A 13,439-nucleotide genomic window follows, 5' to 3' on the forward strand; every position below is an offset into this window, starting at 1 on the left:
ACACATGAGCGTGAAAGACGCGTTGCGCGAGCAGCGGATCGAGACCCCGTCGTGGGCCTACGCCAACTCGGGAACCCGGTTCAAGGTGTTCGCGCAGCAGGGAGTTCCGCGCACACCGTACGAGAAGATCGACGACGCGGCGGTGGTGCACCGGCTGACCGGGGTCGCGCCGACCGTCGCGTTGCACATCCCGTGGGACCGGGTCGACGACTACGGCAAGCTCGCGTCGTACGCACGCGACCGCGGCATCGCGCTCGGTGCCATCAACTCCAACGTGTTCCAGGACGACGACTACAAGCTCGGCAGCGTCTGCCACCCCGACGCATCGGTGCGGCGCAAGGCCTTGGACCACCTGCTGGAGTGCGTCGACATCATGGACGCCACGGGATCGCGCGACCTGAAGCTGTGGTTCGCCGACGGGCTCAACTACCCCGGTCAGGACAACATCCGCGCGCGGCAGGACCGGCTCGCCGAGGCGTTGCGCGAGGCCTACGACCGGCTCGGTGCCGATCAGCGGATGTTGCTGGAGTACAAGCTCTTCGAGCCCGCGTTCTACGTGACCGACGTGCCGGACTGGGGCACGGCGTTCGCGCACTGCACGCAGCTCGGCGAGAAGGCGCAGGTCGTCATCGACACCGGGCACCACGCGCCGGGCACGAACATCGAGTTCATCGTGTCGTTCCTGCTGCGGGCCGGGAAGCTCGGCGCGTTCGACTTCAACTCGCGCTTCTACGCCGACGACGACCTGATGGCCGGGGCGGCGGACCCGTTCCAGCTCTTCCGGATCATGCACGAGATCGTGCTGGCCGACGCGCTCACGCCGGCGGCGGGCATCGCGTTCATGCTCGACCAGTGCCACAACCTGGAGCCGAAGATCCCGGCGATCATCCGGTCGGTGCTCAACGTCCAGGAAGCCACCGCGAAGGCGCTGCTGGTGGACCACCCGGCGCTGGCGGAGGCTCAGCGGGCCGGTGACGTGCTCGGCGCGAACGCGGTGCTGATGGACGCCTACAACACCGATGTGCGGCCGTTGTTGCGCGAGCTGCGGACCGAGATGGGGCTCGACCCCGACCCGGTGGCCGCGTACCGGCGGTCCGGGTACGCCGAGCAGATCGTCCGGGAACGAGTCGGCGGCGAGGCCGCCGGGTGGGGTGCGTGATGGACCACGTCGAGGCGCTGCTGGGGCGGAGCAACCGGCTCGGCGCGGATCCGCGCACCACCAACTACGCGGGCGGCAACACCTCCGCGAAGGGTGCCGCGACCGACCCGGTGACCGGGCGGCCCGTGGAGCTGCTGTGGGTCAAGGGGTCCGGCGGTGACCTGGGCACGTTGCGGGAGGCCGGGCTCGCCGTGCTGCGGCTCGACCGCCTGCACGCGCTGACCGAGGTCTACCCCGGGGTCGAGCGCGAGGACGAGATGGTCGCCGCGTTCGACTTCTGCCTGCACGGCAAGGGAGGCGCGACACCGTCGATCGACACGGCCATGCACGGGCTCGTCGACGCGGCGCACGTCGACCACCTGCACCCGGACGCGGGCATCGCGTTCGCGACGGCGGCCGACGGCGAGGCGCTCGTGCAGGCGTGCTTCGGCGACCGCGTGGCGTGGGTGCCGTGGCGGCGGCCGGGGTTCCAGCTGGGTCTCGACATCGCGGCCGTCCGGCGCAACCAGCCGCAGGCCATCGGCGTGGTCCTGGGCGGGCACGGCATCACCGCGTGGGGTGCGACGAGCCAGGAGTGCGAGGAGCACTCGCTGGAGATCATCGCCACCGCCCAGCGCTACCTCGACGAGCACGGCCGCCCCGACCCGTTCGGCGACGTCGTCCACGCACCGCTGCCGGCGGGGGAACGCCGGGTGCGCGCGGCCGAGCTCGCACCGGTGGTCCGCGGCCTGGCCTCGACGGACAGCCCGCAGGTCGGCCACTTCACCGACTCCGGCGTGGTGCTGGACTTCCTGGCCCGGTCACGGCATCCGGAGCTGGCGGCGCTGGGCACGTCGTGCCCCGACCACTTCCTGCGCACCAAGGTCCGGCCGTTGGTGCTCGACCTGCCGCCCACAGCGCCGGTGGAGGAGGCCGTCGCGCGGTTGCGACAGCTGCACGAGGCCTACCGCGAGGACTACCGGGCCTACTACGAGCGGCACGCCGAGCCGGACGGCCCGCCGATGCGCGGTGCCGACCCGGCGGTCGTGCTGGTGCCGGGCGTCGGGATGTTCAGCTTCGGCCGCGACAAGCAGACCGCGCGGGTGGCGGGCGAGTTCTACGTCAACGCCATCAACGTCATGCGTGGCGCGGAGTCGGTCTCGCGGTACGCGCCGATCGAGGAGCGCGAGAAGTTCCGCATCGAGTACTGGGCGCTGGAAGAGGCCAAGCTGCGGCGGATGCCGCAGCCCAGGCCGCTCGCCACGCGCGTCGCGCTGGTCACCGGCGGCGGGTCGGGCATCGGCCGCGCGGTCGCCGAACGGCTGGCGGCCGAGGGGGCGTGCGTGGTGGTGGCCGATCGCAACGGTGACAGCGCGCGCGAGGTCGCCGAGGGCATCGGGTCGGCGGACGTGGCGGTCCCCGTCACCGTCGACGTCACGTCCGCGGAGGGCGTCGCCGAGGCGTTCCGGGTGGCGGCTCTCGCGTACGGCGGAGTCGACCTCGTGGTCAACAACGCCGGTCTGTCGATCTCCAAGCCGCTCGCGGAGACCACCGAGGCCGACTGGGACCTCCAGCACGACGTGATGGCCAAGGGGTCGTTCCTGGTCTCGCGCGAGGCGGCGAAGGTGTTGCGCGCACAGGGCACGGGCGGCGACATCGTCTACATCTCCAGCAAGAACGCGGTCTTCGCCGGGCCGAACAACGTGGCGTACGGGGCGGCCAAGGCGGACCAGGCGCACCAGGTCCGGCTGCTCGCGGCCGAGCTCGGCACGGACGGCATCCGCGTCAACGGCATCAACCCCGACGGGGTGGTCCGCGGTTCCGGCATCTTCGCGGGCGGCTGGGGCGCGCAACGGGCGGCCGTCTACGGCGTGCCGGAGGAGGAGCTCGGCGAGTTCTACGCCCAGCGCACACTGCTCAAGCGCGAGGTGCTGCCGTCGCACGTGGCGGCGGCCGTGATCGCGCTGACAGCGGGCGACCTGTCGTTGACGACCGGCCTGCACGTGCCGGTCGACGCCGGTGTGGCGGCGGCGTTCCTGCGATGACGGCGGTCGCGGCGGTCGACCTCGGCGCGTCGAGCGGCCGTGTGGTGCGCGGAGTCGTCACCGGCGGCGAGGTGCGCGTCGAGGAGGTGCACCGGTTCGCCAACGGCCCGGTGCACCACCAGGGCGCGCTGCGCTGGGACATCTCGTCGCTGCACCGCGAGGTGCTGGCCGGGCTGGGACGCGCCGGCGAGGTCGCGAGCATCGGCATCGACAGCTGGGCCGTCGACTACGGCCTGCTCGACGCGTCCGGCGGGCTGCTCGCCGACCCCGTCTGCTACCGCGACTCCCGCACCGAGGGCGTCACCCCCGCCGAAGGCCTGTACGAGGTCAACGGCCTGCAGTTCCAGCCGTTCAACACGATGTTCCAGCTCGGGGCCGAACCGCTGCTCCCCCGGGCCTCCCAGCTGCTGCTGGTCCCGGACCTGCTGTCGTACTGGCTGACCGGCGAACGCGGCGCCGAGTACACCAACGCCACCACGACCGGCCTGATCGACGTCCGCACCGGCCGGTGGTCGGAGTCGCTCACCCGCGACCTGCCCGCCGGACTGCTGCCGCAGCTGCGGCACCCCGGCGACCCGGCCGGGGTGTTCGACGGCGTGCCCGTGACGGCGGTCGGGTCGCACGACACCGCGTCCGCCGTCGTCGCCGTGCCCGCGCGGAACGAACGCTTCGCCTACATCTCCTGCGGCACCTGGTCGCTGGTCGGCGTGGAGCTCTCCTCCCCCGTGCTGACGGCCGCGAGCCGTGCCGCCAACTTCACCAACGAGGGCGGCGTGGACGGCACGATCCGCTACCTGCGCAACGTGATGGGCCTGTGGCTGCTGCAGGAGTGCCTGCGGGTGTGGCGCGCGCCGCTGGCGCCTCTGCTGCGCCAGGCGGCCGACGCGACCGGGTCGGTCTTCGACCCCAACGACCCGGTGTTCCTGCCACCAGGCGACATGCCGGGCCGCATCCAGCGGTGGTGCGGCAGGACCATGTCGCCGGCGGAGGTGGTCCGGTCCATCATGGACAGTCTGGCGCTGGCGCACCGCGACGCCGTGCTGGACGCCCAGCGGCTCTCCGGCACGGAGGTCGAGGTGGTGCACGTCGTCGGTGGCGGATCGCGGAACCCGTTGCTGTGCCAGCTCACCGCCGACGCGTGTGGCCTGCCCGTGGTGGCGGGACCCGCCGAGGCCACGGCTCTGGGCAACGTGCTGGTGCAGGCGCGGGCGGTGGGCGCGGCGTCCGGGACGCTCGCCGACCTGCGCAGGCTGGTGCGCCAGTCCCAGCCGCTGCACCGTTTCCTGCCGCGCTCCGTCGAACGGCGTCGAACGCGTTGACTGCCCCGCGCCGGCGCTCCTAGGTTGGGTCGTGGCGCGGAAAGGGGCGGATCGGCATGCGCAGGCGCTCGTTCCTGGGACTGGCCGTCACGGGTGCGCTCACCCCGGCTGCCGCCCGGGCTGCTCCCGGCGACCGCTGGGTGACCACCTGGACGGCGATGCCGCAGCTCACCGAACCGCACAACATGCCGCCACCGCCGTTCACCGACGGCGAGCTGGTGCTGGCCGACGCGACCCTGCGCCAGACCGTGCGGGTCACCGTCGGCGGCCGGCGGATCAGGCTGCGGTTCAGCAACGCGTTCGGTGGCACCGTTCTCCCGCTCACCTCGGTCACCGTCGCCCTTCCCGCGGACGGGAAAGCCGGCGTCAGCGCGGTCGAGCCGGGCAGTGCCCGGCGGGTGACGTTCAGCGGGCGGTCCTCGGTGGACGTTCGAGTGGGCGCGCCGGCGTTGTCCGATCCGCTGGACTTCGCCGTGGCACCGGGCACGAACCTGACCGTCACCGCCTACCTCGCGACCGGTCAGGCGTCCAGCCAGGTCACCTCGCACCCCGGTTCCCGCACCACCTCGCACCTGCTCGCCGGCGACCACACCCAGGCCGTGGAGATGCCCGGCGCGACGCCCACCGACCACTGGTACTTCCTGAGCGGGGTCGAGGTCCTGCGCCCGCGGACCTCCGCGGTGGTCGTGATCGGCGACTCGCTGACCGACGGCCGCGGCTCCACCACCAACGGCAACGACCGCTGGCCCGACCAGCTCTTCGACCGCCTGCGGACCGTCCCGGTGCTGAACCAGGCGGCGGGTGGCAACCACGTGCTCGACGACGGGCTCGGCCCGAACGTGCTGGCCCGGCTGGACCGCGACCTGCTGGCGCAGACCGGGGTCCGGTGGCTGGTCCTGTTCGAGGGCGTCAACGACATCGGCACGGCCGCCGCGACCGCCGCCGCCCAGCAGGCCGTCGCCGAGGACCTGATCGCGGCCTACGAGCAGGTCCTCGACCGGGCTCACGCACATGACATCGAGGTGTACGGCGCGACCTTGCTGCCCTTCGGCGGGCACGGTTACGACGACCCCGACGGTCACCGCGAGGTGGCGCGGCAGACGGTGAACCGCTGGATCCGCACGAGCCGCCGGTTCGACGCCGTGCTCGACTTCGACGCCGCCGTCCGCGACCCGGCGCAGCCGCGGCAACTCGTGCCGGCCGCGGACGTCGGCGACCACCTGCACCTCAACCCGAACGGGTACCGCATGCTCGCGCAGGCGGTCCCGCTCCGGTTGTTCCGCTAGGGCCTGTCCTCAGGCGGGCACCGCCCGCGAACCGTCGAACTTCCAGCGCCCGTGCCCCACCCGCACGACCCCGGCACCCGGCACGTGCACCTCGGCCGTCGACCCCACGGGCACCTCGACGGTCAGCCGCAGCACGCCGTCGACCCTGGTCCACGCCACGGCGATGCGGCCGCGCACGCTCTCGAACTCCAGCTGTGCCCACGAGACGCCGTCGGTCGCGTTCGGACGGACCGTGAACGTGCGGTAGCCCGCGTCGCCCGGTCGCAGCCCGGCGACGTGCTCGTAGAGCCACTGCACGATCGTGCCCTTGAAGTAGTGGTTGCGCGAGCGTGTGCCCGTGTCCCACATCTCCCACATGGTGTCGGCGCCGTTCTCGAACCAGTTGCCCCAGTTCGGGTACGACCGCTGGACCGCCATGGCGTGCGCGACGTCGGCGTGCCCGTGGTCGCTCAGCACCTGCAGCAGCACGCTGGCGCCCAGGCAGCCGACGTCGAGGAGATCGCCGTTGGCCCGGATCTCCGCCGCGAGCCGGTCGGCCACGGTCTGCACGGACCCGGCGGGCACCATCCCGAACGCCAGCGGCAGCGCGTTCGACGTCTGCCGGTAGTCCGGGTCCTTCGCCGTGCGGTAGCAGCCGTCGACCAGGAAGGTCCTGGTGAACTCGGTCAGCAGGGCCGCCGCCACCTCGCGGTAGCGCGGGACCGGTGTCCCGATCACGTCACCCAGCTCGGCGGTCTGCAGCAGCGCGCGGTGCAGGTACGCGGTCGCGCCCAGCCGGGTGTCCTCGGGCGGGATGCCGCCGGAGCCGGGTGGCAGCCAGTCGCCGAGCGCCGTGACGGCCAGGCCGTCCCGCAGCCTGCCGATCTCCCAGTCGAGGTACCGGGTGAGCACCGGCCAGTGCCGCGAGGCGAGCCGGTCGTCGCCGTAGACGCGGTACATCTCGCGCAGCACGAACGGGTACACGGTCGTCCACTCGGGAGCGGGCGCCAGCTCCCGGTAGCCCCAGCCGCCGCTCGGCACGATCACCGGCAGCTGCCCGGCCGCGTCCTGGCTGTCCGCGAGGTCGCCGAGCCACTTCGTGAAGAACCTCGCCAGGCCGAACTCGGCCAGCATCGAGGGCGCGCCGACCTGGGCGTCGCCCGTCCAGCCGTTCTTCTCGTAGGTGGGGGTGTCGGTCGGGATGCCGTGCAGGTTGTTCGCGACGGTGCGGCGCATCGCGGCGTCGTACTTCTCGAACAACGGCTCGGAGCAGCGGAACGTGCTCACCGCCGGCACGTCGGAGTGCACCACCCGGCCCACCAGCCGCGGCGGCGCGGACAGGCCGGTCACCTCGACGTACCGGAAGCCCTTGTAGGAGAACCTCGGTTCCCAGGTCGCCTCGCCACCGGCGCAGACGTACTCGTCGAGCTGGGAGCGGGCACCGGTGACGAGCGGGTTGTCCATGCGCACGGTGCCGTCGGCGTTCAGGGTCTCGCCGTGCTTGAGGCGGACCACGGTCCCGGCGGGCGCGGTGGCGGTGAGCTGCGTCCAGCCGGACATCGTGCGGCCCATGTCGGCGACGAACACGCCGGCCTTCGGCGAGCTGACGGCCGGCGTGACCGACTCGACCACGCGGATCGGTTCGTGCTCCTGGGCTTTCAGCGTGCCGCGGGGAGCCGTCCGCACGGGTGCGGTCTGCCACGACGAGTCGTCGAAGCCTGGTTCGGTCCAGTCGCGCGGGGCGAGGCGGGCGTCGTAGGTCTCGCCCGCGTAGAGCGAGTTCGACACCGTCGGGCCGTCGGTGAGCCGCCACGACCCGTCGGAGGCGATGGTCGTGCGGGTGCCGTCCGGGTGGTCGATCTCCAGCTGGGCCAGCAGTACCGGTTCGTCGTGCCACGGCGGCGACTCCCACCGCCACGCGTTCGGCGTCTTCATGCCGTAGAACCCGCGGCCCAGCGTCACGCCGATCGCGTTGCGGCCGGCCCGGACCAGGCCGGTGACGTCGTGCGTCGCGTACAGGACGGTGTTGTCGTAGTCGGTGAAGCCGGGGTCGAGCACGCGGTCGCCCACGCGGCGGCCGTTGATCTCGGTCTCGTGGTAGGCGAGACCGCAGACGTACAGGCGGGCGCTCCTGACCGGCTTGCCGAGTGCGAACTCCTTGCGCAGCAACGGCGCCGGCTGCTCGCGCACGGTCACGTTCGACCCCCACGGGCCTTGGCCGTACGGGTCCAGCACGGTCGCCGCCGCCCACGCCGAGTCGTCGAAGTCCGGGGCCTGCCAGCCGGGCTGCTCGGCGGCCGCGACCTTCCAGCCGGGACCGGTGACGACCTCGCGCTGCCCGTCGGGCAGGTCGACGAGCAGCCGCAGCAGGAACCCGGCCGGTCCCTCCGACCGGTTCGTGGCCCGCGCCGCGAGCACGATCCGCCGGCCCGCGAGCGCGGTGACGTCCGCGCGCTGCCCCACCTTCCAGACGTCGGCCTCCTGCGGCACGTGCAGAACCTCGGTTCCGTTGACGTACAACGTGAAGTCGTCGTCGGCCGTCGCCACGAGCCGGGCCCGCACCGCGCCGGCGGGCAGGTCGGCCGCGAAGCGGAACCAGCGGCTCGCCGCCGGGGTGGTGTCCGACCAGATCCACCGGGCGCCGGTGAAGCCGATCGACGTGTCCGGGGCGCCGATCCACCTGGCCTGCCACGGCGTGCCGAGCAGCGCGGTCTCCCACCAGTTCGACGTGCTCCACGCCGAGGGGCGACCGGCGCCGTCCCACACCCGCACGCGCCAGTGGTACCGGGTGCGCGGCCGGAGCGCCTTGCCGGCGTAGGCGATGTGGGTGGTGCGGTCGGAGGCGATCCGGCCGGACTGCCAGACGTCGGCACGGCCGGGCGCGGTGCCGACCTCGACCTGGTAGGCGGTCTGCCGGGCGCCGGTGCCCCCGGCGGCGAGCACCCAGCCCAGGCGCGGCACGGTGACGTCGGTGCCCAGCAGGGTCTCCGCGTACTCGACCGTGGTGCGCACGACGCGCACACCACCGGCTTTCTCCTCGCCGGCGGCCTCGGCCACCCCGGCCGGCACGGCCGTCGCGGTCAGCCCGACCGCCGCCGATGTCCTGAGGAACTCCCGTCTGCGCACGTCGCCTCCACCTTGGTCGCTGGATGAAACGTTTCAATCGCTGCGGCGAGGCTCAGCGTGTTCGGTGCGTTGAGGTGTGTCAAGGCGCACAGCAACAGGCTGTCCACCTTCGGACAGCCTGTTGAATCGTGCAAACCCGTGGTCAGCCGGTGGTGCAGGCGCTCCCGTTGAGTGTGAACGACGACGGCGCCGGGTTGGAGCCGCTGTGGGTGCCGTTGAAGCCGATGCCGGTCGACGCGCCCGGTGCGAGCGAGCCGTTCCAGCTGAGGTTGGTCGCGGTGACCGCGGCTCCCGACTGGGCGAACGTCGCGCCCCAGCCGGGCTGGGTGACCTTCTGGCCGCCGGTGAAGCCGAACGCCAGCGTCCAGCCGTTGATCGCGCTGGTGCCCGTGTTGGTGATGGTGACGCCGGCCGTGAAGCCGGTGCTCCAGCTCTGGGCCGAGTAGGCGACCTTGCACGCACCGGTGCCGCCGCCCGCGCTCGTCGTGGCCGACACGATGCCGGACGCCGCCGACACGTTGCCCGCCGCGTCCTTCGCCCGCACCTGGTACCGGTAGGTGGTGGACGGGGTCAGGCCGCTGTCGGTGAACCCGGCCGAGGTGGCCGAGCCGACCGTCGCGAACGAGCCGCTCCCCGTCGCCCGCAGCACGTCGTAGCCCGTCACGCCGACGTTGTCGGTGGAGGCGGCCCAGCTCAGCGCGAGGCCGGTGGACGTCACGGCCGACGCCGCGGGAGTGCCCGGGGTGGTCGGGGCCTGGGTGTCCGGAACGCCACCGCCGCCGTAGATGGTGGCCTCCTTCGACGTCTGGCGGACACCGTTGGCACCGTTGAGGAAGCGCTCACCCCACGAGGTGAGGCTCGCCGGGTTGAACGAGTTCGTCATGTCGAGGTAGGCGACGTCGCTGCTGTTGCCGCTCCACGACCAGCCGAGGTACCCGAGCCCGCGGGCCTGCGCCTGGGCCATGATCGTGTCCTCGTCCGGGTCGCCGTCGCTGTGGTTGTGCCCGAACTCGCCGACGACCAGGGGCAGTCCGGCCGTGCGGAACGCGTCGAAGTAGGCGTTGACCTTGTCCGCGGTGTTGTAGACGCCGTACATGTGGATCGAGAACACGGTGTTGCGCTGCGGGTCGGCGGCGAGCACCGAGGCCGCGTTGTCGCGCATGACGTTGCCCCAGTCCTGGCCCCACATCGGCGCGTCGGCCATCAGCAGGTGCTGCAGCCCGGCGCCGCGCAGCCGGCTGATCGCGCTGCTCGTCGCGCTCGCCCAGGTGGCGCTCACCGTCGCGTTGTTGCCGAACGGCTCGTTGCCGAGGTTGATGACGACGTGGTTCTCCTGGCCCTTCAACGCACCGGCCACGCTGATCCAGTACGTCGCCGCCTGGTCGAGCGTCGCCGCGCCGCTCTGCTCGCCGTAGCCGGTGGTGTCGTGCACCTCCAGCACGCAGATCAGCTTCGACTGCTTGCACAGCGAGATGACGCTCGAGACCTCCGCCGCCGGGGTCGGTCCCCACCGCTGCCCGCTGCCGAGCACGACGCGGACCGTGTTGGCGCCGAACGACTTGATGTCCGCGAACGCGCGCGTCTGCGACTGGTACCAGACGTGCGCGTGGTTCACGCCGCGCAGGACGAACGGGGTGCCGTTCGCCTCGACGACCCGCGTCCCCTCGACGTGCAGGCCGGTCGCGGCCGGCTGCGCGCCCAGGGCCGCGACCAGGGCCGGGTACCAGCGGGCCTCGATCTTCTGGCTGCCGGTGTTGTTGGGGTGCACGCCGTCGGAGGTGTCCGCGGCCGTGTCGAAGCCGGTCCACTGGTCGACCACGGTGATCGGCGAGGCCGCCGTGCTGTTCGCCCGCGCCCAGCCGGGGATCGCGGTGTTGAGGTCGACGACCCGCTGCGCGCACGCCGAGCAGTTCGACGGCGTCATCGGCAGGATCTGGGCGACGACGAGCTTGACCGCGGGGTTGTTCGCCCGCATCTGCCCGAGCATCGTGGTGTAGGCGCCGAGGATCGTGCTCGCCGGGATGTTGCTCCACACGTCGTTGGTGCCCAGGTGCATCAGCACGACGTCCGGCCGCGCCGAGGAGAGCCAGCCGGGGAGCTGGTTGTCCCGCACGATGTTCGTGGCGAGGATGCCGCCGTGGCCCTCGTTGTCGCCGTCGTAGGTGAAGCCGCAGCCCGGAGCGGGCAGCGAGCCGACGAAGTCGACGCCGGTGTGCCCGGTGTCCTGCAGGTGCTTCCAGAGCAGTGCCCGCCAGCAGCCCGGTGATCCGGTGATGGAGTCGCCCAGCGCCATCACGCGCGCCGGTGCCGCCTCGGCCGGCGCCGCGGCTCCGGCCGGGGCGGGGGCGACGAGTGCACAGGCCAGGAGCAGCAGGCCCGCCATCACCGTCCTGAGTGTTCGCAAGGTCACGACGACCTCCTGGGAAATGTTGCGCCGATGTGTACGTCCGATTTCCGGGAGCGCTCCCAGAACCGGACCCTAGCCAGCCGATGACCGGACGACACCGCCGGTTGGCCCACCGCGGCAACCTGTCCGCAGCGGACATCCCCACGACGTCGGCTTGTCCGGCAGGACAGATCGCCTCAGCCGGTTCTCAGCACTCGCACGCCGTAGCGGGGCAGGAACGCCTTGCCGCTCACCCGTTCTCCGGTCAGCAGGTCGGTGCGGGTGCCGTCCACGGCCACCTCCGCGGGTTCGGTCCGGTGGTTGAGCAGGAACAGGTGGTCGCCCCGCCGCACCACCTCGACCCCCTCGGGCTGCGGCGACAGCTCGATCCCCGCCGACGACGCGACGTGCGCGAGCAGCGCCCGCATCGCCTCGGCGGACGGTCTGGTCGCCACGTACCAGGCCGTGCCGCCGCCGAACGCGTTGCGCAGCACGACCGGCATGCCCGCCAGCTCCCCCTCGGCCACCTCGGCGACCACCGACGCCGTCGTGACCTCCAGGTCGTCGGCCCAGAAGTCCGCGGTGAACGGGCCGAGCAGGTCCGACGAGCACGTCAGCGTCCCGCTCTGCGGCAGGAACTCGGAGACGCACACCCCCATCACGTCGAGCAGCAGCGCCGGGGAGCCGCCCAGCCGCACGTGGTCGTTCTCGTCGACCACACCGGAGAAGAAGCCCAGGACGAACGTGCCGCCACCCTCCACACAGGACCGGATCGAGGTGGCGGCCGCGTCGGTGAGCAGGTAGAGGTTCGGGGCGAGCACGAGCCGGTACCCGGACAGGTCGTCCGACGGCCGCACGAAGTCCGCCACGACCCCCAGCCGCCACAGCGGCGCGTAGAAGTCGCGCAGGCGCCCGAGCAGCGAGATCCGCGCGGGCACGTGCTCGTCGCCGACCGCCCACCAGGTGTCCCAGTCCACCAGGATCGCCACCCTGGCGGGCACGGGCGCACCGACGACACCGGACAACGCCGCGAGGTCCTCGCCGAGCGCGGCGACCTCGCGGAACACCCGGCTCTCCGGTCCCCGGTGCGGCACCACCCCGGAGTGGAACTTCTCGGCGCCCGCACGGGAAGCGCGCCACTGGAAGTAGCAGATCCCGTCGGCCCCGCGCGCGACCGCCTGCATCGACTGCGCCCGCAGCTGGCCCGGCGGCCGGCGCGGACCGCGGGCCGCGCTCGGCGACTGCTCCATCAGCAACCACGGGCCGCGGCCCAGCCCGCGCATCAGGTCGAAGCTCAGCGCGCTGTCGACGTGCGACGACGGATCTTCGAAGTCCGGGTACCAGTCGTGCGACACGAAGTCCTGCCCGGCGGCCGCCCGCCAGTAGTCGAGCGGCGCGTGCAGTCCCATGAAGTTCGTCGTGACCGGCACGTCCGGCGTGATCTCGCGCAGCACGGCGCGTTCGGCGTGGAAGCACTCCAGCAGCGCGTCCGAGCAGAACCGCCGGAAGTCCAGCACCTGGGTCGGGTTGCGCAGGTACGGCGCGGCGCGCGGCGGCACGACCTCCTCCCACTGCCCGTGGTGCTGGCTCCAGAACGCCGTCGCCCACGCGTCGTTCAGCGCCTCCAGCGTGGCGTACTTCGCCGCGAGCCACCGGCGGAAGTGCGCGGCCGTCCCGTCGCAGAAGCAGACCTCGCAGTACTCGTTGTTCACGTGCCACAGCGCCAGCGCCGGGTGCGACCCGTACCGGCGGGCCAGCTCGGTGACGATCCGGACGGCGTGGCGCCGGTAGACCGGCGACGACGGGCAGAAGTGGTTGCGCGACCCGTGCGACATCCGCACGCCCCGGTCCGTCACCATCAGCGCGTCCGGGTGCCGCACGCTCATCCACGGCGGCGGGGAGGCGGTCGGGGTCGCGAGGCCGACGGCGATCCCGTTGTCGTGCAGCAGGTCCAGCACCCGGTCGAGCCAGCCGAAGTCGAACGAGCCCGGCGACGGCTCCAGCCGGCCCCACGCGAACACGCCGACGTTCACCAGGGTGATCCCGGCTTCCCGCATCAGCCGGGCGTCGGCGGGCCACACCTCCTCCGGCCACTGCTCCGGGTTGTAGTCGCCGCCGTGGACCAGGCGGCCGCGCGTGACGTCGGACAGCTCCGGCACG

Annotated in this window: 7 protein-coding genes; 4 read left to right on the forward strand and 3 right to left on the reverse strand. The window is 72.5% G+C overall.

The features are described from left to right. Positions 1-4 precede the first annotated feature (4 nt). Genes rhaI through ACFWGZ_RS04115 form a run of 4 tightly spaced genes read left to right on the forward strand, consistent with a single transcriptional unit; the run spans position 5 to position 5,788 of the window. Positions 5-1,159, forward strand: a complete 1,155-nt coding sequence (gene rhaI / locus ACFWGZ_RS04100) for an L-rhamnose isomerase (protein ID WP_382449977.1) — start codon at positions 5-7, stop codon at positions 1,157-1,159. Next, positions 1,159-3,183: a bifunctional aldolase/short-chain dehydrogenase gene (locus ACFWGZ_RS04105; RefSeq protein WP_382449978.1), complete on the forward strand. Its 2,025-nt coding sequence runs from the start codon at positions 1,159-1,161 to the stop codon at positions 3,181-3,183. Before rhaI ends, ACFWGZ_RS04105 begins: the two co-directional genes overlap by 1 nt. Next, complete coding sequence (locus tag ACFWGZ_RS04110; protein WP_382449979.1) at positions 3,180-4,502, forward strand: rhamnulokinase family protein; 1,323 nt, start codon at positions 3,180-3,182, stop codon at positions 4,500-4,502. Before ACFWGZ_RS04105 ends, ACFWGZ_RS04110 begins: the two co-directional genes overlap by 4 nt. Positions 4,503-4,558: 56 nt before the next feature. Continuing rightward, positions 4,559-5,788, forward strand: a complete 1,230-nt coding sequence (locus tag ACFWGZ_RS04115; RefSeq protein ID WP_382449980.1) for an SGNH/GDSL hydrolase family protein — start codon at positions 4,559-4,561, stop codon at positions 5,786-5,788. A 9-nt stretch (positions 5,789-5,797) separates the two neighbouring features. Here ACFWGZ_RS04115 and ACFWGZ_RS04120 read toward each other — a convergent pair whose 3' ends face one another. From ACFWGZ_RS04120 to ACFWGZ_RS04130, 3 genes are all read right to left on the reverse strand, one after another. Beyond that, positions 5,798-8,893, reverse strand: coding sequence for a family 78 glycoside hydrolase catalytic domain (locus ACFWGZ_RS04120; RefSeq protein WP_382449981.1), 3,096 nt, complete (start codon positions 8,891-8,893; stop codon positions 5,798-5,800). Between the two features lie 142 nt (positions 8,894-9,035). Then, positions 9,036-11,303, reverse strand: a complete 2,268-nt coding sequence (locus ACFWGZ_RS04125; protein WP_382449982.1) for a cellulase family glycosylhydrolase — start codon at positions 11,301-11,303, stop codon at positions 9,036-9,038. A gap of 173 nt (positions 11,304-11,476) precedes the next feature. Next, complete coding sequence (locus ACFWGZ_RS04130; protein WP_382449983.1) at positions 11,477-13,438, reverse strand: beta-galactosidase; 1,962 nt, start codon at positions 13,436-13,438, stop codon at positions 11,477-11,479. Position 13,439 lies beyond the last annotated feature (1 nt).

It is taken from the genome of Lentzea sp. NPDC060358 (assembly GCF_042725365.1).
In the GTDB taxonomy this organism is placed as follows: Bacteria; Actinomycetota; Actinomycetes; order Mycobacteriales; family Pseudonocardiaceae; genus Lentzea.